At 40.0% G+C, this 21,269-nt stretch carries 16 protein-coding genes and 2 tRNA genes; 5 read left to right on the plus strand and 13 right to left on the minus strand.

Going from position 1 to position 21,269, the window contains the following annotated elements:
• Positions 1-9 precede the first annotated feature (9 nt).
• Positions 10-1,200 carry a glycoside hydrolase 100 family protein gene (locus BUW93_RS08410; RefSeq protein WP_081211232.1) on the plus strand — a complete coding sequence of 397 codons (1,191 nt, stop codon included), beginning with the start codon at positions 10-12 and terminating at the stop codon, positions 1,198-1,200.
• A 17-nt stretch (positions 1,201-1,217) separates the two neighbouring features.
• Here BUW93_RS08410 and BUW93_RS08415 read toward each other — a convergent pair whose 3' ends face one another.
• The 5 genes from BUW93_RS08415 to BUW93_RS08435 form a co-directional block, all read right to left on the minus strand.
• Positions 1,218-2,678 carry a glycoside hydrolase family 130 protein gene (locus BUW93_RS08415; protein WP_081211076.1) on the minus strand — a complete coding sequence of 487 codons (1,461 nt, stop codon included), beginning with the start codon at positions 2,676-2,678 and terminating at the stop codon, positions 1,218-1,220.
• A gap of 155 nt (positions 2,679-2,833) precedes the next feature.
• Positions 2,834-3,508 (minus strand): ABC transporter ATP-binding protein, encoded by a 675-nt coding sequence (locus BUW93_RS08420; protein WP_081211078.1) that lies wholly within the window; start codon positions 3,506-3,508, stop codon positions 2,834-2,836.
• 7 nt (positions 3,509-3,515) lie between these two features.
• The gene (locus tag BUW93_RS08425; protein WP_081211080.1) at positions 3,516-4,778 is read right to left on the minus strand and encodes an ABC transporter permease; all 1,263 of its coding nucleotides are present in this window, start codon (positions 4,776-4,778) and stop codon (positions 3,516-3,518) included.
• Positions 4,775-5,881: an efflux RND transporter periplasmic adaptor subunit gene (locus BUW93_RS08430; RefSeq protein WP_232778334.1), complete on the minus strand. Its 1,107-nt coding sequence runs from the start codon at positions 5,879-5,881 to the stop codon at positions 4,775-4,777. Before BUW93_RS08430 ends, BUW93_RS08425 begins: the two co-directional genes overlap by 4 nt.
• A gap of 295 nt (positions 5,882-6,176) precedes the next feature.
• Entirely contained in the window at positions 6,177-6,554 is a 378-nt protein-coding gene (locus BUW93_RS08435) for a response regulator (protein WP_081211084.1), read from the minus strand.
• Between the two features lie 302 nt (positions 6,555-6,856).
• On the opposite strand from BUW93_RS08435, the gene BUW93_RS08440 reads away from it, so the two are divergent.
• Positions 6,857-12,796: a HAMP domain-containing protein gene (locus BUW93_RS08440; protein ID WP_081211086.1), complete on the plus strand. Its 5,940-nt coding sequence runs from the start codon at positions 6,857-6,859 to the stop codon at positions 12,794-12,796.
• Positions 12,797-13,073: 277 nt separating this feature from the next.
• On the opposite strand, the gene BUW93_RS08445 is transcribed toward BUW93_RS08440, so the two are convergent.
• Positions 13,074-13,148, minus strand: a tRNA-Pro gene (locus tag BUW93_RS08445).
• Positions 13,149-13,405: 257 nt separating this feature from the next.
• Positions 13,406-13,488, minus strand: a tRNA-Ser gene (locus BUW93_RS08450).
• Between the two features lie 343 nt (positions 13,489-13,831).
• Here BUW93_RS08450 and BUW93_RS08455 point away from each other — a divergent pair.
• The 3 genes from BUW93_RS08455 to BUW93_RS08465 all read left to right on the plus strand — a co-directional run bounded on the left by BUW93_RS08455 (position 13,832) and on the right by BUW93_RS08465 (position 15,996).
• Positions 13,832-14,281: a hypothetical protein gene (locus BUW93_RS08455; RefSeq protein WP_081211088.1), complete on the plus strand. Its 450-nt coding sequence runs from the start codon at positions 13,832-13,834 to the stop codon at positions 14,279-14,281.
• A gap of 118 nt (positions 14,282-14,399) precedes the next feature.
• Entirely contained in the window at positions 14,400-14,765 is a 366-nt protein-coding gene (locus BUW93_RS08460) for a hotdog family protein (protein WP_081211090.1), read from the plus strand.
• 28 nt (positions 14,766-14,793) lie between these two features.
• Positions 14,794-15,996: a DUF2062 domain-containing protein gene (locus BUW93_RS08465; protein ID WP_081211092.1), complete on the plus strand. Its 1,203-nt coding sequence runs from the start codon at positions 14,794-14,796 to the stop codon at positions 15,994-15,996.
• Positions 15,997-16,024: 28 nt separating this feature from the next.
• Here BUW93_RS08465 and BUW93_RS08470 read toward each other — a convergent pair whose 3' ends face one another.
• From BUW93_RS08470 to tsaD, 6 genes are read right to left on the minus strand one after another with little or no spacing between them, the layout of a single operon-like run.
• A complete protein-coding gene (locus tag BUW93_RS08470) occupies positions 16,025-17,200 on the minus strand; it encodes a class I SAM-dependent methyltransferase (protein ID WP_081211094.1) in 1,176 nt (391 codons plus the stop codon).
• 10 nt (positions 17,201-17,210) lie between these two features.
• Complete coding sequence (locus tag BUW93_RS08475; RefSeq protein WP_394334623.1) at positions 17,211-18,251, minus strand: AI-2E family transporter; 1,041 nt, start codon at positions 18,249-18,251, stop codon at positions 17,211-17,213.
• Positions 18,252-18,311: 60 nt separating this feature from the next.
• Positions 18,312-18,830: a TrmH family RNA methyltransferase gene (locus BUW93_RS08480; protein WP_081211106.1), complete on the minus strand. Its 519-nt coding sequence runs from the start codon at positions 18,828-18,830 to the stop codon at positions 18,312-18,314.
• Positions 18,830-19,474, minus strand: coding sequence for a DUF4159 domain-containing protein (locus BUW93_RS08485; RefSeq protein WP_081211108.1), 645 nt, complete (start codon positions 19,472-19,474; stop codon positions 18,830-18,832). Before BUW93_RS08485 ends, BUW93_RS08480 begins: the two co-directional genes overlap by 1 nt.
• 51 nt (positions 19,475-19,525) lie before the next feature.
• A complete protein-coding gene (locus BUW93_RS08490; protein ID WP_081211110.1) occupies positions 19,526-20,233 on the minus strand; it encodes a 16S rRNA (uracil(1498)-N(3))-methyltransferase in 708 nt (235 codons plus the stop codon).
• A 3-nt stretch (positions 20,234-20,236) separates the two neighbouring features.
• Positions 20,237-21,259, minus strand: coding sequence for a tRNA (adenosine(37)-N6)-threonylcarbamoyltransferase complex transferase subunit TsaD (tsaD, locus tag BUW93_RS08495; protein ID WP_081211112.1), 1,023 nt, complete (start codon positions 21,257-21,259; stop codon positions 20,237-20,239).
• Positions 21,260-21,269: the final 10 nt, after the last annotated feature.

Raw genomic sequence — 21,269 nt, forward strand, 5'->3', positions numbered from 1 at the left:
ATGATAAAGATGAATGCTGAAAATCAAAATAAAATAGCTGCTGCTAAAAAAGCGGCTTTGGAGGTTCTGCTTAATAATTCAAGGGGGACCAGGCATGGACTTCCCAGAACAGCCGCCTGGGGGTATCCCGAACCCTATACCAGGGATCTGATGCTGGCTATATTAGGGGTCGCTGTGAGCGGCAATTCTAATTTGATTGCCAGTTACCGGAAGGTTTTGGAAAAACTTTCTGAAACCCAGTCTGAAAAAGGACATATTCCCTCCCTGGCCAATGATAAAGAAGACAGAGGGGCCAGTGATACCACTCCTTTATTTTTGCTCGGGGTGGGAATCTACAGGAAACTCCTGGGAGACCCTCCTTTTCTGAAGGAAGCGGTAGAAAAAGCGCTTTTATGGATGGAATATCAAAGCCCCACAGATCAATACCTTGTTGCTCAACAACCTACTAGCGATTGGCGGGACGAACAATGGGTTCTGGGCTACGGTCTATTTGTAAATACAATAGTATACAGTTATTTGCGGATTTTAGGTCATCACAAAAGAGCCGATGCTTTACGCAAAGAAATGGGAAGATTTACCATAAGCGCGAAAAAGATGCATCATTATGTGCACGAAGGTTTGGTCTTAAAACACAAACCCTATTACGCCCTATGGTCTTATAAAGTATTAGGCAGTGAACGCTTCGATCTATTGGGTAACAGTCTGGCAATTCTTTCTGGTTTGAGTGCTCCTAGCAGGTCCAGAAAAATGATTACCTGGATTGAAAAAGAATGTGAAGCCATGGAGATAAGCGGGGATTTGGCGGTTGACCTTCCTCCAAACTTTTTCCCCTTTATTAAGCCCCGGGACCTGGATTGGCATGAAAGGTATAGCTCTTTTAATCTTCCGGGAGATTATCATAATGGAGGGATTTGGCCTTTTATAAGTGGGATATATATAGCTGCACTTGTCGCTGCTGAAAAATATAGCCTGGCAGAGAAAAAGTTGTTGGAATTAACGCGAATAGTTTCTATGTCCCGGGATCCGGAGCTGGAATTTGGTTTTAATGAATGGATAAAAGCGCAGGATGGAACTCCAAAGGGACAGGATTGGCAAACCTGGAGTGCGGCATTATATCTCTATGCAGCCCATTGTGTAGAGAACAGAAAGACAACCTTCTTTGAGGAAATGCGAAATGAAACAGTTTATAAGGATGACTAAAGTTTATTTTAAAAGACTTATTTTTTCAATTCAGACAATAACTCATCCATATTTATCACCGCATAGGTAGAAGAATAATCAGAAACGGCATAAGGCAGGATTAAATGATTATTATGAATTATTGATCCGCAGGAATAAACTACATTCGGTACATAGCCATCGCGTTCACTTTCCAAAGGAGCAATTAGGGGCTCTTTTAATCGCCCAATTTCTTTAGTTGGGTCATCGAGATCAAACAGGGAGGCGCCAATGCAGTAACGGCGCATTGTACCAACACCATGGGTTAATACCAGCCAGCCTTCTTCGGTATAAATTGGAGAGCCGCAGTTTCCAATTTGAGTGAATTCCCAATTATATTTAGGTTCCTGAATTTTTATCGGTTCATTCCATAAGGTAGCCCTGTCCGAAAACATAACATAGTTATTTACTCCATCCACCCTGGCAAGCATCGCATATTTTCCTTTAATTTTTCTCGGAAATAAGGCCAGGTTTTTGTCCCGGGCACCATTCCCATGAAGGGGCATAATTCTGAAGGTATAAAAATCGTCTGTAGAGACCAATTTTGGAAGAATTGTATGCCCGTCAAAGGCTGTATATGTAGCGAATATTTTTGCAGTATTATCCTCATCATGAAAGCAAACAAAGCGGGCGTCCTCAATTCCCCGGCTTTCTGAAGCCGATATTGGAAAAATTACTCTTTCGGTAATATCGGAATCGTGATGGAATTTTAGATCATAGAACGAATCTACCAGCCAGGTTATCTCCTCTAAAGCCAATCGTTTCTCTGCTTTTATATGTTTATTATTTAACACCTCGGCGACCGCTTCTTTAAGGGAATAATATTCAAATTTATCAGGCAGTTGCTGCATGATAGTCATAATATACTTTTCGGGGATCTCCATTTCTTTAAGTTTTTGAATGAAGCGCCCTTTATCATATAGGGTCTTATGTGAGATTTCCGGCATATCGATATCTACCCCAATGGTTTTTAGTTTTAGGTCGCAATTTTTATCGATGATAGCTCTTCGGAAAACAATAGAGGAGATATGGCCCTCGCCCGTGGCCCTGAATGAAAGAATAACCCTTTTTTCTCCCGGTTCCAGCAGGGTCTGGTCAAAATCTTCCATAATAGAAGGGTTGAAGAATGCAGCAGATTCTATGGAATATTCCATGGTACAATAGGCCCCTATCAATAATTTGCGTTCTTCTGAAATTTGGTCAAGATCAACTTTCATGTCTTTAATAATCCCTTCAATATTATTGTAATGCCGAAGAAAAACCCGGGAGATGTTTCTATGCCGGTTGGCAAATTCACGTAGGGTCTGTTCCAGAGCAAGATGAACCTGGGGTTCATCAAGGGAAAGGACCCTGGAAATAAGGTTTTTGGTCCTAAGGTCACCGGCCATAAAAAACCGGGCAAGGATTCTACTGGAATCCGGCAGGAATTCGACATCTTTCCTTATAACTGTTATACTCATCTCACTGAATTTAAAGTAAATAAACCTATTAAAGATAGTGAATAAGTAGGTTTTGGAGGCTTAATTTACTGGAAGATTTAACTGATATATAATATTAATTGTAAAGACATATTGGGGAGTTTTCAATATTGATTTAAAGGGACGATCATTCAGACTTATTTAATAATCTCCCCATCTTCCAGATAGATTGTACGGTCAGTTCTTTTGGCCAGATCTTCATCATGAGTTACCATAAGCAAAGAGAGGCCTTTTTCTTTCTTTAAAGTTTTTAAAATCTGGAACAGGTTCTCTGAATTGTGACTATCAAGATTCCCTGTTGGTTCATCACCAATAAGCAGAATAGGCTCATTAATAAGGGCCCGGGCGACTGCAACCCTTTGTTTTTCACCACCAGAAATTTTTGATGCTTTTTTAGGAGCCAGGTGATCAATATTCAGTTTTTTAAGCAAATCCAGAGCCTCTTCCCTAATTTCCTCCAGCGATTTAAGTCCTAATTTTTTTGCTGGAAGCATTACGTTCTCCAGCACACTGAACTCAGGCAAGAGATAATGAAACTGGAAAATAAAACCTATCTTTTTGTTTCTGATATGAGATAATTCAGGTTGAGATTTCCCTGTTATGAGTTCATCCTGAAGATAAAGCTCCCCACTGTAATCGGTATCCATGGTAGAAAGAATATATAATAAGGTAGATTTTCCAGATCCCGACTTTCCCATGATGCTGGTAAATTCTCCCTGGTTAATACTCATACAAATATCCTTTAGCACATGAAAAGGTTTTGCTTTGCCAAAATATTTATTGATATTTTTTGTTTCCAGAATTACACTCATAATTGTTTCAATTTCCCCGAATTATTTGAACCGGATCTATATTTTTTGCCTTTTTTGAAGGAAAATAAGCGGCGATAAAGGTGCATAACAGGGCAAAAAAGAACCCGATTATATAATTGTTTGGATTATAATTGACAGGATAAGTAGTAATAGTTGGCAATGCTTCGGTTTCGAAGGCGACATTGTCAATCAGGTTAGACAATCCCAGGCCAAGTACAAGCCCCAGAATTCCTCCTGAAATTCCGATAAAAGCAGCCTGGCTCAGGAAAATCATTTGTACATCTGCCCCCGAAAAACCAATGGCCTTAAGAATAGCGATATCATTCATCTTTTCATAAATAAGCATGTTTTGGATATTATAGATTCCAAAACCAGCAACTATTAATAAGGTGATGGATACTGCATAAGTAATAAGATTCCTAACCTTGGTCCCGGTTTCAAACTGTGCATTTATTTCATTTATATCTACCGCAGAGACATTATATTTCTTTTCCATGACGCTGGCCAGGGCAGGGGCCCGGGCGATATCATTTAGCTTTATATTGATATCGGTGATATAATTTTCAGCCTCCCCCAAGATTCTTTGTACTGTTTTGAGGTTAGCGAAACTTTGTATGTCATCAATTTCGGCGATACCGCTTTGGTATATTCCGACCACCTTAAAATGAAACCTGTCTCCCCTGGCCGTACTTACCAGCACTTTTCTACCCAGGGAAAGCGATAGTTTTTCGGCAATGCCCGAGCCCAGTAAGATTCCATTTTCGGTATTTTTTAAATCCAGGACACTACCTTCCGTAATATAATCCTGAATGTTGGAAAGTTTAGATTCCTTTATAATATCAACACCTGTTAAATTTCCGCCTAATTCAATGTTGCCTGACAGGTAGAAAATTTGAGCCTGTAATTGCGGGGTAGCACCCTGCACTTTTTCATTTTTTTCAAGATCATCGAGAATTGGCAATGCATTATGGATTTTCCTCTGGCCTTGCCTGGGTTTTATAGAATGAATGATGGGAAGGGCATCTTCAAAATCATTATAAAGCGCAATTGGTTGTTTTTCGCTGGGTTTTATTTCATTGTAGAGATGAATATGGGGTACCTGGTTTAACATGAGGTCATCCAGCATGGAATTAAGACCTGTCATAAAACTAACCAGAGTGATATAAGCCGCTATCCCAAAGGTCACTCCAATGGAAGCTGTGACAGTAGATTTCAGCTTAGTGAAAAGATGCGTCTTCGCAATTTCAAATATTACTTTCCAGGATCTCATTGGTCTGGTTTGTAAATGGTTTCATCTTCCCTGATCCCAGAAATAATTTCTATATGTTCCATATCCTGAAGTCCGGTAACAATCTTTTCCGGCCCGTCTTCAGTTAATACCTGGTTTTCATTTAGAAGAAACTCTTTAGGAATAACCAGCGCATCCTCTTTTTCGGCAATTATAATATTTGCCTCGCCCACCAGGCCCGGAAATAATTTTTGAGGTGGATTTTTTGAAAAAACGGCTTCCACCTTAAAGGTTTGGGTACGCTCATCCTTAGCCGGATATATTTTTTTAATATTAGCCTCGAAAACCCTGGTACCATAGGCATCTAATGTGACCAGGGTTTTCTGGCCTATTTCAACTTTTACGATGTCCATCTCATCCACCAGAAGCTCTATTACAAAATTATTTGCACTTCCAATAAGGGCCAATGGTTCTACGGTATTTACGATCTCCCCTGGTTCTTTATACAGGGCATAAACAAGACCTTTCATTTTGCTGGTGACGGTAAACTCTTCGGAATTAAATTCAGAAGACTTATAATTGTTCAGGGCTTGCCTCACCTGGATCGATAAATCGTTTCTGGTACGCTCATATTCTTCCTTTAAAAGTTGAAGGTTATTACTGGATAGCTCATAGGCAAGCTTTCTGTTTTCATAATCCAGCTTAGAGCCAATGTTCTGCTCCCATAGTCTTTTTTGTCGCAGGTAATTCACCGAATCATTTCGCAGGTTTAACCTGGCCGACTGTATCTCTTTCTCCAGGGATTTCAGTATTGCTGAAGTTCCACTATAGTTATCGCGAGCTTGTTGATAACCCAGTTTCGCATTCTCCAGGTTTAAAGCGGGAGCGATATTTATGAGTTGAATGATAGGTGTATCAGCTTTTACCCGGTTACCTTCTTCAACAAGGTTCTTATCAAGTATTCCTAATACCGTTGCATATGCCTGGTACAGACTATCCGGTTGAACAATGGCAGAGGAGTATACCGATTCTACCAATATCACCCTTTGCGGTATAATTTTTTCAGCCGGCTTAGAACAGGAGATAAAAATCAGAAGTACGAAAATTATCAAAGCAGCTTTCATGGGGTAAAAGATCTTTCTCAAAGTAAACCAAAAATTTGCTTAAAAAATATGAGAAAAGTCATTGAAACCTACTCCTTTACAAGCCTGGTGGGTTAAAAGATTATAAGTAAATACCTTTAGTAATTGGAAAAAGACTGCTGTTCAATTGGTAGCCTGGAGGTGAATTTCAATTTGAGACAATAAAAAAGCCCTACACTTTCGTGCAGGGCTTTCTTTTATTAGGGCTGAAAAAACACAAACCCTTTGTATAAATACCTGTTGATATTTGTTTTAGGATTATAAATATTGAGAAAACCTTTTTTTGAAATCAACCGGGTTAATTCTGAAAATCCTTCGTTTTCTCTATGGTAGCCTTAATACTTTTTATAAAGCTGTCAACTTCAAAAGGTTTGGCGATAAAATTATTAGCTCCGGCAGCGATACAGGTTTCTTTGGCGCCATCAAGTCCAGACATCATAAGAATAGGGATGTTGGAAACACCTTGAGTATTTCTTATCGCTTCACAGACTTGGGTTCCATCCATCACCTTCAATAATTTATCCATTATTACCAGGTCAAAACTTTCTTCCAGAAGCGTTTCAACCGTTTTATTAGGCTCCCTTAATAGTTTTATTTCATACCCATTCATTTCCAATTGGTCATTGAGTATTAGCCCCAGGTGATAATCGTCTTCAACAAGTAAAAGTTTATTCATTTTAATTTATTTTTCAAATTGATGATTTATTTCTGACATGTAACCATTTCTCTTTTCATCCTTAGGCACTATAATTATTTCTATTGGAAATTTCATTAAGTGCAAACAGCATAATTTTTATGATATATAGCTTTTTCGCTTGCCAAAAATAGTTTTAGAATTATAGCTTCATCTATTTTTCACATAATTTTCACATAATAATTAGATATAAAGCCCTTTTTTTACCCTCGATTTATTTAGCAAATATTAATATTTATTTCACATTTGTTTAGTCTAGCTAATTTATAAACCTACCAATCGAAATGTCAAAAAAGACCCCTTCCCCAAAATCGAGTATTAAAACTTCATCTCAGAAAAAAGCTCCAACAAAACGCCGAATGGTAAAAAAGTCCAAAAGGGTAGCCGATGAAGATATGTTCAAGGATAACGATTATATGCATGAACAGTTGGACAGACTGATATTTGCTCTGGAGGCATTTAGGGAAGGGGATATCTCTGTTAGGCTGTCTAAGGAACGAAATGATAAGTTCGCAGATGTAGCCGAGGCTTACAATACTATGGTTGAAATGATTGGGGGTGTAAGTACAGAAGTATCGCGTATATCCCGTGTGGGAGGTATTGAAGGTAACCTGGATGCCAGGGCAGAGTTTAAAGCTTCCACCGGGGTATGGAAGGACATGATCGACAACATCAACATTCTTATTGAAGCAATAGCCAAACCTGTACTTGAAGTAAGCAGGATTCTTAACAGTATAGCAGCAGGAAAACTGGATGATAAATTTAGTCTGACGGTAACCGGTGACTTTCGGGCAATGGCCGATGTAATAAACCGAACCTTAGGAAGCCTGAATATTTTTGCCGAACAGGTAACCCTGGTAGCCCGGGAGGTGGGTGTTGAAGGAAAATTGGGAGGACAGGCAAGTGTGCCTAATGTTTCAGGAACCTGGAAAGATCTTACCGATAATGTGAACCATATGGCGAGTAACCTGACGGAGCAGGTACGGGAAATTGCAAGGGTAACCACAGCGGTTGCCGATGGAGATCTTTCAAGAAAAATTACAGAAGAAGGAAAAGGAGGGGAAGTACTTGGTTTATCCACTACCATAAACAGGATGGTGGATTCCCTAAACATCTTTGCCGCAGAGGTTACCAATGTGGCCCGGGAAGTGGGGGTAGAAGGAAAATTAGGAGGACAGGCAGATGTGCCGGATGTTGCAGGAACCTGGAAGGACCTTACGGTTAATGTGAACACCATGGCATCTAATCTTACAGCACAGGTGCGGGAGATCGCTGGAGTAGCCACCTCGGTTGCTAACGGTGACCTTTCAAAAAAAATATCTATTACCGTAAAAGGGGAGATAGCAGAATTAAAGGATACTATTAACCAAATGGTGGATTCCCTCAATATTTTCTCCGATGAAGTAACTCGTGTGGCGCGGGAAGTAGGTACTGAAGGTAAGCTGGGAGGACAAGCTACTGTACCCGATGTTGCCGGCACCTGGAAAGACCTTACAGATAATGTGAATACAATGGCAAGTAACCTGACCAATCAGGTGAGAGAGATAGCCTCTGTAACCACGGCGGTTGCGCAGGGAGACCTTTCACAAAAAATTTCAGAACAGGGAAAAGGGGGAGAAGTATTAGTTCTTTCCAACACCATTAACAGCATGGTGGACTCTTTAACCTTATTTGCCGCTGAGGTAACCCGGGTGGCTCGTGAAGTGGGGACCGAAGGTAAACTGGGAGGCCAGGCAACGGTACCAACGGCAGCCGGGACCTGGAAAGACCTTACTGATAATGTTAATATCATGGTTAGCAATGTGACTACCCAGGTTCGGGAAATAGCAAATGTAGCTACCGCGGTAGCAGATGGGGATCTTTCCCAAAAGATTACCATTGATGTAAAAGGAGAAATTGCAGAACTTAAAGATACCATTAATCAAATGGTGGTTTCCCTTAACATTTTCTCTGATGAGGTAACACGGGTTGCCCGTGAGGTAGGGACAGAAGGAATTCTTGGAGGTCAGGCGGAGGTGCCTGATGTTGCAGGAACCTGGAAAGACCTTACCGATAATGTGAATTATATGGCTTCCAACCTTACCACCCAGGTGCGGGAGATTGCAAATGTGGCAACCGCGGTAGCAAAAGGGGATCTGGCACAAAAAATCGCCATTGAAGCTAAGGGAGAAATAGCAGAATTAAAAGAAACCATCAACACCATGGTGGATTCCCTGAATATTTTCTCTGATGAGGTAACGCGTGTTGCCAGAGAAGTAGGAACCGAAGGTATTCTGGGTGGCCAGGCCGAAGTACCTAATGTCGGTGGTGCCTGGCTGGAACTTACCGAAAACGTAAATACCATGGCATCAAACCTTACCACTCAGGTGAGGGAAATTGCTTCGGTAACTAAAGCGGTGGCGAATGGAGATTTATCCAAAAAGATTTCTGAAGAGGAAAAAGGGGGAGAAGTACTGGAGCTCTCTACGATAATCAATACGATGGTAGATTCCCTGAACATACTTTCTAACGAGGTAACACGGGTTGCCCGTGAAGTAGGTACTGAAGGAATGCTGGGAGGTCAGGCGGAGGTTCCGAATGTGGCTGGTGCCTGGTTGGATCTTACCGATAATGTGAATACGATGGCCAGTAACCTTACCAGTCAGGTGAGGGAGATTGCAAATGTTGCAACAGCGGTGGCCGACGGTGATCTTTCACAAAAAATATCTATTGATGTAAAAGGAGAGATAGCCGAATTAAAAGATACTATTAACCAGATGGTGGACTCGCTGAATGTCTTTGCCGCGGAAGTTACCCGGGTGGCACGGGAAGTGGGAACAGAAGGTATGCTTGGAGGCCAGGCAAAAGTGCCTAATGTGGCAGGTACCTGGAAAGGTTTGACTGACAATGTAAATACAATGGCTAGTAATTTGACCACCCAGGTACGAGAGATCGCCTCGGTAACAACCGCCGTGGCCCACGGGGATCTTTCACAGAAAATTTCAGAACAGGGGAAAGGGGGTGAGGTATTAGAACTTTCTACCACCATTAATATCATGGTTGATGCGCTTAACATATTTGCTGATGAGGTAACCAATGTTGCTCGTGAAGTGGGAACCGAAGGTATCCTTGGTGGCCAGGCCGAAGTACCCAATGTGGCCGGTTCGTGGAAGGATCTTACCGAGAATGTAAACCAGATGGCGAGTAATCTAACTTCCCAGGTACGGGATATCGCCGGTGTATCAACGGCACTTGCCAGGGGTGATTTCTCCAGGAAGATTGATGTGGAAGTTAAGGGTGAAGTTCAGGAGCTTAAGAATAACATAAATGCGATGGTTGATAGTTTCACCACTATTGTAAAGGCCGCCAATACTATAGCAGAAGGAAACTTTGCCATTGAGATGCCACTGCGAAGTGAAGCCGATCAACTCGGTATCGCTCTTAATACAATGACCGAGAACCTAAAACGAATATCTGAAGAAAATGAAAATGAAGCCTGGATTAAAACCGGCCAGGCAGGGCTTAACGACAGGATGCGTGGGGAACAAGACCTGTTGACCCTGTCTAAAAATATTATTTCCTACCTAACTAAATACCTCGACGGTCATGTGGGAGTAATTTATTTGGCTGAATCTGATAAAGATAAGAAACAATTGAGAATGACTGGCTCTTATGCCTTTACCCGCCGAAAATCTCTTAAAACCACTTTTGATTTTGGAGAAGGTCTTGTGGGACAAGCCGCTCTGGAGAAAGAAGCGATCGTACTTTCTGGTATTCCTTCAGATTATATAAGTGTATCTTCTGGTTTGGGGGAGAAAAAACCCCAGAATATCCTTGTTCAGCCATTTCTTATCGATGGGGAAGTAAAAGGAGTGATCGAAATTGGTTCCTTCAAGTCTTTTAATGATAATCAGCTGGAATTGGTTCGATCTGTCGGTGAGAATATAGCTATTACCACAAACGTTTCCCTGGATAGGGAAAAAATGAGAGATCTGCTGGAAGAATCACAGCGACAATCTGAAGAGTTGTTGAACCAACAGGAAAAGCTAAAGATCCAGAGTAAGGAATTACAAATGGCCAATGAGGATCTTGAATCAAAGACCAAAGATTTGGAAATGCAGAAAGAAGATCTGCAATTCAGCAGGGTAGAAGTAGAACGTAAAGCAAAAGAATTGGAGCTTGCCAGTAAATATAAATCAGAATTTCTGGCCAATATGTCTCATGAATTGCGAACCCCCTTGAATAGTCTATTGATCCTCTCTAAAGATCTAAGCGATAATAGAAAAGGGAATTTGTTTAAGGATCAGCAGAAATCTGCCAGTATTATTTATGAAGGAGGCTTAAGCCTGCTAAACCTTATTAACGATATTCTGGATCTCTCCAAAGTAGAGGCTGGAAAACTACAAATCCATCCCGAAGAAGTTCTTGTAGAGAACCTTATAAATAACCTGCAAAACCAGTTCGAGCCTCTGGCTAAATCAAAAAAGTTGAATTTCACCATTCAAACTAAGGCCAATTCACCTAACAAGATTATAACCGACGGGCAACGCCTGGAACAAATCATTAAGAATCTTATTTCAAATGCAATTAAATTCACTGAAAAAGGTTCGGTAAAGGTTTCGATTGGTAAACCTGATGCAAAGGTTACTTTCAGGGAAATTACCCTGTCAAGATCAGAGGTTTTGGAAATTTCAGTAAAAGATAGTGGAATTGGAATCCCTGAAGCAAAACTGTTAATGATTTTTGAAGCTTTTCAGCAGGCAGAAGGTGGTACCAGCCGTCAGTATGGAGGTACAGGCTTAGGATTAACTATTTCAAGGGAATTGTCACGATTATTAGGGGGTGAAATCCATATAGAAAGCACCGAATCAAAAGGTAGTGTCTTTACGGTATATATCCCTATAGACCTTACCAGTGCCCCAATAAAAGAAAAAGACGATGCTATTTCCTCCTATAGCGAACCAAAATTTGATGAATCTTCAAATAATAAAGCCCTGGAAATGGCCGATAATAAATCGGCAGATATTTTAGAGGCCTTTATCCCAGATGACAGGGAAAATTTAAAAGTTAATGAATACTCGTTATTAATTATCAATAATGATAAAGCTTTTGGTCGAACAGTAAAGAAAATTGTCCAGGAGTATGACTATAAGTTACTTTTTGCAAGAGATGGAAAAGAAGGAATGAAACTGGCCGCAAAATTTAAACCCAATGGGATAATATTAAATGAGCTATTACCGGATATGAAAGGGCTTATCGTTTTGGACCATTTGAAATTTAATTTAAAAACCAGACATATACCAGTATATTTTATGGCAGAAGATGACAAAAGTCGGGAGGTACTTTGTAAAGGTGCAATGGGCTTTGGTCTAAAGCCTGTTTCCTCAATGGATATTAAAAATGCCATGGAAAAGATGGAGCAATTACATAACTCCCTTGAAAGAGATCTTCTGATTATTGAAGATGATGAAGCCACTATAAAGGCGGTTAAGAGTATTCTGGAGAATAAAGAGGTGAAAATTTCAACTGCTGCTACCGGAAAGGATGCTTTAGAAATGCTGAAATCAAAAAGCTTTACCTGTATTATTCTTGACCTTAATTTACCAGACATTACCGGATTTGAGGTGCTAAAAAAGCTGAAATCAAATCCGAAAGCATATAATACGCCTGTAATTGTATATACCGGGAGAGAACTTACTAAAACGGAAGAAAAAGAATTGTACAAATTTACCGATAGTGTCTTAATTAAGGGAGCTTCTACGCCAGAGGTGCTTCTGGATGAGGTTTCTTTATTTATACATTTTGACGAAAGTAAGCTTTCAAGCCGGCAAAAAAAGATAATGACCGATATCCACAATCCAAAACATCTTCTAAAAGATAAAAAAGTACTGCTGGTAGATGACGACAAACGTAATTCCTATGCGCTTTCCAAAGCCCTGATTGATTCCGGAATGAAGGTGATTGTGGCAGAGAACGGTAAAATAGCCACTGAAAAGTTAGAGCAGGAAAAAGATATCGATATTGTGTTGATGGATGTAATGATGCCGGTAATGGACGGTTACGAGGCTACAACCAAAATCAGAGAAAATCCTGACTATAATAATTTACCTATAATTTCATTAACGGCTAAAGCCATGCCTGAAGATAAAGCTAAAAGCCTGGAGGCAGGTGCCAATGATTACCTTACAAAACCTGTCAATATTGAAAAATTATTAAATATAGTGCAGTTATGGTTACATCAATGATTTAAAGTAGGATATAAGCCTTTTTTAATTTTTCTCTACTTTTCGGTAGGCTAAATGAAGAAGTCTCCACAAGAATGAAATTAAAGAACCCTACACTACGGTGGAGGGTTTTTTTATGAGGGTGGCAGAGTTACCTCTCTACGGCCGGTGATCCTGAAAGGGGAAGTGACAAAGAAAAGCCCACAGGCTAACGCCTGCCCGGTTTTTTGTTGCTCCTGCGGCTTTCGCCTTGAAGCAACAAAAAAGCCCCACACATTCCGTGCAGGGCTTTTCTTTGTCGGGGTGGCAGGATTCGAACCTGCGGCCTCCTGCTCCCAAAGCAGGCGCGATAACCGGGCTACGCTACACCCCGAGGTTACAGCTTGCGCTGTAGTTCATTATTTCAAGTTTTTGGTTCATGGTCACTTTTAAAGGTAGACCGGGAACCGGGCGGAGTCTATCCTGACGAAGGTCAGGGCTACACCCCGTAGCTTGATAGCTTGCGCTATCGTTTTAATTTTTAGCCTTTTCCGTTCCAAAATACACTGAAGCAGTCGGGAAGCGGAGGAAATCTATCCCTGTCTTTTCTATTGAAAAGGAGAATAAATAATCCACAGACTAAAAATCTTGCGGAGAGACCGGGATTCGAACCCGGGCATCCAAAAAGGATGACAGCTTAGCAGGCTGCTGCATTACCACTCTGCCACCTCTCCAATATTTATGAACGTTGCAATTATTTTGCGGTTGCAAATGTAACTTTTACTTAGGTAGCTTCCAAACTTTTTATGGCTAAAACAAGCATTAAAAATAAAGGATTTTATTAATCACTTTTGCATCAGAATTTTAACCAAAAAAAAATTTTTAATTTTATAAGCCTCCTTTAATATTTCCAAAGGAGAGATCTGCCGTGATGGTAATATACAGGCGAATATTTTGTTGAATCGTCAAATCAGACTAGGCAAAAGCCGTCAAAAAGCTTATATTTAATTTTTTGAATTTTCCCATACAAATAGCCTTGCTTTAATAAAGCTGGATAAATCAGTTAACATCATATTTATGGATCAAAGTATACTGAAAAAACCTATCCTGGAAATGGAACGCATTCTGGAATTAATTCCGCAGAAACCGCCTTTTGTAATGGTAGACCGGCTCCTGGAATATACCGAAAGTACGGGAAAAACCGGGTTTGTAATTCCGAAAGATAATATTCTGGTGGAGAATGCTGTTTTTTCTGAACCGGGTCTTATTGAGCATATGGCTCAAAGCATGTCGTTGTGGCGGGGGTATCAGGGTTTTTTAGCGGGACTGGAAAAACCGAAAACAGGTTTTATTGGTTCGATCAAATCGGTCGAGATCTTTAGCTTACCAAAGGCCGGAAGCACCCTTACTACTTATGTGGAAATCCTCCAGGAATTTAAGAATGTTACTTCGGTAGGAGCAAGAACAGAAGATGAAACCGGCAAAATTCTTGCAACCTCTGAAATGAAAACCGTTACGGTAGACTAATTAGATTTTAAAGGTTTTAGTCTGGGGTCCGAAAATTTTCTAAAATTAATTTATAAGCTCCCGGCTGTTTTAATCCTATTTTTCAATATATTTTAGTGATAATATCCAAAAAGAACAGATGCTTTTAAAAGACTTTTATTCGGTGGAATCCTCAAGGCAGGAAGGTGAAAATTACATTAGCCTCATAAAAATCAATAAAGACCACGAGATTTATCAGGGTCATTTTCCCAGGCGTCCTGTTACCCCGGGAGTTATCCTGATGCATTTATTCAAAGAAGATGTTGAGCGTCGTTTGAATATTTCGCTGCAATTAAAAAAGGCCAATAATGTGAAATTTATGGCGGTGGTAGATCCTAATATCGATAACGAATTGTTTCTGGAGTATCATTTTGAGCATAACAACCAAGAAATCAGGCTTAAGGGAATAGCTAAAACCAGTGAGGGTATTTCCTTAAAAATCAACGCTATATACGGATTAATTTAATTACTTTCGCCGCAAAATAAAGATAGATTTGAGCAGTACACCTTTACATCAAGCCAGATTTGAGGATCTTAATTGTTGCATCCTTATTCCCACATACAATAATGAAAAAACCCTGGCGAGTGTATTGCAGGATCTGCTGCTTTATACATCCAATCTGGTGGTAGTTAACGATGGTTCTACAGATTCTACCTTTGAAATACTTCAGGAATTTTCTGAAATAAATATTCACCACTTTGAACAAAATAAAGGAAAGGGCGAAGCTTTAAAACAGGGCTTCAGAATCGCTGAAGAACTTGGTTATGAATATGCAGTGACTATAGATTCTGATGGGCAACACTATCCCGATGATCTTGATATTTTTTTAGGTGAACTGGAGAATAAGAAATCCGGCACCGAAATACTATTGGTTGGAGATCGCAATATGACCCAGGAGGGGATTCCGGGGAAAAGCAGCCTGGGAAATAAATTCTCTAATTTCTGGTTTTTGGTCGTAACCGGAATCAATTTGACGGATACTCAAAGCGGTTACCGCTTATATCCCCTTAAAACAATTAATGAGTTAAGACTTTATACCAAAAAGTTTGAATTAGAAATTGAGGTAATTGTAAAAGCAGCCTGGCGTAAGGTTAAGGTTAAGAACATTCCTATTAAAGTATTCTACGAAGAAGAAAACCGGGTAACCCATTTCAGGCCATTCTGGGATATAAGCCGTATCACACTGCTTTATATCTGGTTTGTGCTGGTTAGTTTCTTCTATATTCACCCCAGGGACACTTATAATGATTTCAGAAGAAAAGGTTTTAAACGCTTCTGGAAAGAAAATATAATTAAAAGTGAGGAGCCGGCATATAAAAAAGCTGCAGCCATAGCATTAGGGGTATTTGTAGGAATTTCTCCTTTTTGGGGGTTTCACACTTTGTTAGTTTTCAGCCTGGCCGCAGTTTTAAAACTAAACAAGGTGGTAGCTTTCTTATTTTCCAACATAAGTATTCCACCGCTGATACCTTTAATCGTGTATGCCAGTTACCAGGTGGGATCTTTTATTACCGGTAGAGGCTTTAGATGGGAATTACGGCCGGAAGACTTTGATTCGGCTACAGACTTGATCCAGGGATTTTGGCAGTACATTCTTGGCAGCTTTACCCTGGCAGGAGTAATCGCGCTAACCCTTTGGGCAATATTTTATTTTATGTTCTCCCTTACCAGGCAGCAACAGGTGGTTAAACCATAGCCTACCGGGTTCGGTTTAATTTTAAGCCTTAAAGCTTTCGGCAATCGAGAACTATTTTTTTATTCTCCTGGTTTGTAGTAAAGAAAAGGTAGCGTTCCCCGCCCTCTTTAATTTTTAGGAGTTTGCGTAAACCTGCAACACTATCAGGGAAATTACGGGTGGTAATATTCGCCTTTTCATCCTTAAATTCTTTCTTTAATATAGAAGGTTTAAAGTCCTTTACATCAATAATTTTAAATTTTCTACCAGGAAATTCTATTATTTTTTCTGAAGTAAATAAATGGGAGTTTTTTTGCAGTTTAAAGGCGCCGGTTTTTTCGGCTAAAAGTCCAAAAAGACCACTTTTCATAATGGCGGCATTTGGCTCATAGAGATAGTTCCTGGGTAGACTGAAACTTATTTCAGGTTTGTCTATGATGTCTCCTGAAAATTCTTCCTGGCGGTTCTTAGTAAAATTGATGGTTTTTATCTCAGGAGAACCTGAAAAACCTTTATCCATAAACCATAGAAGCTCCTTTACTTCATTATTTACCGCCACAATATGGATCTTAGATACGTGTATTAATTCGGTTAAGCCAGCTTTAATATCCAATAGCGGAGAGGTTTTAATAACTATTCTATTGGCTTTATTGAAAAAAAGATCCAGGTTAGCCGGGATATTAGGAAGACATTCTGCGAGTTTAAAAACCTTTCCGCCCTGATCATTCCGGCGGGCAGGATCGGCATAGATTACATCAAAACTTTTATCGCAGTTTTCGAGCGTTTTTAAACCATCGCCTGCAACAATATGTATATTATTCCTTCCCAGCAGCCGGAAATTATGTTTGGCGATTTTGGCGAGCTCTTCGTTTAATTCGCAATAGATTAGTTCCTTAAAGTTTTCAGCAAAAAAATAATCATCGATACCAAAACCACCGGTAAGGTCGATGATTCGTTTTCCTTTTATGAGGGAAGCCTTATATTTTGCGGTTATTTCTGAAGAGGTTTGCTCCAGGTTTAATTTAGGCGGATAATAAATATTTTGGGTGTCAAACCAGGTTGGTAGCTTTCTGCTGGCCGTTTTTAAACCTGAAATTTGCGTGGCTATTTCGACAGAAGAAACCTCTGGAAAAGGGCTTCCTTTCAGGACAAGGCCCGAAATTTCGGTTTTCAGATTTTTCCTGATAAACTTTTGAATTTCGGGTTTTAATAGCGCTTTATTCAAAGCAGAAGATTTAAAGATCGCGGGTAAGCCTTTTCACAATTTTATATTCGCTAAGAGATTCTTTAGCGATAACCTTCAGGGCGGTATAAAAAGGCACAGCCACTACCATTCCTGCGATTCCGAAAAGCAAACCGGCAATTAGGATAATTAGGAAGATCTCCAGGGGATGCGAACGTACACTCGCGCCAAAGATCATAGGTTGGGAGATAAAATTATCTATCACCTGGCAAATTCCATAACCCAGCATCACGTAACCCAGTCTTGGCAAAATTACCGTAGAGAAATCGGCCCCCAGAAAACTGGAGATCACAAACAAGCCCATTAAAATACCGGCGAAAATCGGCCCCAGGTAAGGAATAAGATTTAAAAATGCACAAATAAAGGCAATGGCCACAGGATTATTAATTTCAAAAACGCTTAGCAATATGGTATATAACAGAAATAACACCGTAATCTGCAAAAAGAGGCCTACGAAGTATCGCGAAAGCAGGATTTTAATTTTATTAAATACTCTCTGGAATTTCTTTTCCTCGCCGCGATTGGCGAAAACCAGGATAGAATTCAACATTAATTTACTATCCTTTAGTAAGAAGAAAGAAATGAAGATCACAGAGAAAATGGCTATCAGGGCTGCACCTAATATTCCAAAGACATTGTTCAAAAATTTTGGAATCCCTCCAATATCAAAATCCCTGAAGAATTCACTTTGACGTAAACCTTCGATGATATTGATTTCATCTACCCCCAGGTAATCATTGATTTCCTGATTGAGCTCATTAAGATCACTTCGGAAGGCTTCAATATCGATTTGGCCCAGATGCTGACTCTGTTCAATAACAATGGGCACGAATACAAAAACTATCCCTACGAGCATAGAAAGCACAAGGAGGAGCACCATAATAACCGCCAATTTATTAGGTATTAAAAGCCGGTGCTTTAAAAACAGCACCACAGGACGCCCAATTAAGGAAATTACTCCCGCAACTGCTATATAAATAAGTACAGATTGGATCTCGTATAACAGATAAAGTAGTAGGATAATACCTACCATAATACCGGCTGCACGTAATATTCCTAAAGTAATTGCTTTTGAATTCACAGGGTAAATATATTATTTCTTGTTGAAAGCAAGGATTGTTTTTGTTATTTCATAAAGCGCAATTCCGGCTGCCTGCGCTACATTCATACTACTATTTTCTCCATACATATTGATATGCAGTCTTTTATCTGTAATTTTCAGTACATCTTCTGCAATTCCTGAAATTTCATTTCCAAGAATAATACAAAGAGGATTTTCGGGCCGGTATTCAAAATCCTCAACTGGAAGGCTGTCTGAAGTTATTTCTAAGGCATAAAGCAAATATCCTTGGGATTTCAAATTTTCAGCAGCCTTTAGATTGTTTTCTTTTATTTCACAAAGCACTCTTTGGTGAGTGCTTCTAGCTGTTTTCTTCAAGCGGTTACTTTTGAGATTTGGTGGAGTACCGGTAAATATTATTTTCTCAACATTAAAAGCATCTGCCAGTCTGAAGATACTGCCAATATTAGCCTCACCGGTAATATTGTCCAATAAGAGCACTATAGGGAACTTCTTTTTCTTGAATTTAGTTTGTTCGTGGTGAAGTTGCATCAATTTTCAAAAGCATATTTAAGAATGTTAGCCCCCATTTTTAAAGCTTCAAGTCGAACTTCTTCAGGGTCGTTATGAACCTCAGGGCTTTCCCATCCATCGCCGAGATCGCTTTCTACCGTAAACAGTAGTACCAGACGTTTTTCTTCAAAAATTCCAAAGGCCTGTGGTGGTTTATTGTCGTGTTCATGGATTTTTGGCAAACCCTTAGGAAAATTAAAAGCCTGTTTAAAAATAGGATGTGCAGGACTTAATTCCTGTAATTCCCTGTCTGGAAATACCTTTTTTAAAGCCTCCAGTAGATAAGGTTCCATTCCGTAATTATCATCAATATGTAAAAAGCCCCCGCTTAAAAGGTAATTCCGTAAGTTTTCGGAAGCTGCATCGCTAAAATATACATTTCCATGACCTGTCATGTGAATAAAGGGATATTGAAAAATATCTGTACTTCCCGGGCTTACGGTTTCCGGTTTGGAGTCTATGGAAGTTTTAGCCTTTTCATTGCTGAATTTTATAAGATTAGGCAGGGCAGTAGGGTTAGCATACCAGTCGCCCCCGCCATCATATTTAAGCAGCGCGATCTTTTGTGAAGAAGCCCCGGAAATTCCCAGGACAATAAGCATAACAGCCAACCAAATCTTCATAGCATTATGGATTTTGGTAAAAATAGAAAATAAATACAAGTTTTTATCCTATTACAGGTTAGCAAGGGCAACCGTATGGCAAGCTACAATGGCGGCGGTTTCTGTTCTTAAGCGGCTATTGCCAAGACTCACCGGCTGCCAGCCATTTTTGAGGGCAAGTTTGATCTCATCGGGAGAGAAATCCCCCTCCGGACCAATTAATATGGTTACTTCAGAAGAAGCCAAAATTTTATCTTTTAGCTGAAAGCGTTCCATTCCCTCTTCGCAATGGGCAATAAACTTTTGCCCTGGAATTTCCCTTTTTAGAAAATCTTCCAGGTTTTCGGCTTCGTTTAACTGCGGAAGCCTTACATGCAGCGATTGTTTCATAGCGCTTTGTAAAACTCTTTCAAAGCGATTAAGCTTCACATGTTTTCTTTCGCTGTGGTCGCAAATAACAGGAGTAATCCTGTGCAAACCAATTTCTGTAGCTTTTTCCAAAAACCATTCGTAGCGATCATTCATTTTGGTGGGCGCCACGACCATATGAAGATGCCAGGAATCTGGTTCTTCTTTTTCAGAAGCGATTATTTCTGCTTTACATCGGTTAGGGTTAGCATCGGTTATCTTTACAGAAAAAAGGAAGCCCCTTCCGTTTGTGACTTCCAGAACATCCCCGGTGTTCTTTCGTAAAACCTTGATGATATGTTTACTTTCATCCCGGGGGAATTCAATGTTTTTTTGATTTTCGTCGATTTCAGGATTATAAAAAAGTTGCATAAACTAAAATTTATACCTGGCCTGGGCGGTGATGGAAAAATCGGCGAAATCTTTTTCAAGATATTTATAATGCCCGGCAATGGCGATCATGGCGGCATTATCTGTAGTATATTCAAATTTAGGAATATGGCATTTCCATCCGTATTTCTTTTCGGCTTCAAATAATGCATTTCTTATTCCACTATTTGCTGAAACCCCTCCGGCAATGGCAATACGGTTTATTCCGGTTTGTTTCACCGCTTTTTTCAGTTTATCCATTAAAATTCCAACTATGGAATATTGAATAGAAGCGCAAATATCCTCGAGGTTTTCCTTTATAAAATCAGGGGTGTTTTTGGTTTCCCGCTGAATGAAATAGAGCACCGCAGTTTTAAATCCGCTAAAGCTGAAATTGAGTTCCGCCACTTTAGGTCTGGGAAATTTGAAAGCTTTTGGATTTCCCGGCTGGGCATATTTATCGATAAGAGGCCCGCCAGGATAGGGTAAACCCAGGATTTTTGCACTCTTATCAAAGGCTTCCCCCACAGCATCGTCTGTGGTTTCACCAATAACTTCCATTTGGAAATAGTCGGAAACTTTAACGATTTGGGTATGCCCTCCGCTTATGGTTAAGGCAAGGAAGGGAAACTCCGGTTTTTCAAAAGCATCTTCCTCAATAAAATGGGCAAGGATGTGAGCCTGCATATGATTTACCTCAATTATAGGGATGTCCAGCCCCATAGCTAATGATTTTGCAAAAGAAGTTCCTACAAGCAAAGATCCCATAAGTCCGGGGCCGCGTGTAAAAGCGATTGCATTTATATCTTTTTTAACGATATTTGCCTGAGTGATGGCCTGGTGGATTACCGGAACAATATTTTGCTGATGTGCCCTGGAAGCGAGTTCAGGAACAACACCGCCATATTGCTTGTGGACCTCTTGTGTGGCCACAACATTAGATAAAATTTTACCGTTATGAAGTATGGCCGCAGCCGTGTCGTCGCAGGAAGATTCGATCCCTAAAATGTAAATATTTTGTGAAGCCATTAAGAAATAC

Source organism: Salegentibacter sediminis, assembly GCF_002078605.1.
In the GTDB taxonomy this organism is placed as follows: Bacteria; Bacteroidota; Bacteroidia; order Flavobacteriales; family Flavobacteriaceae; genus Salegentibacter; species Salegentibacter sediminis.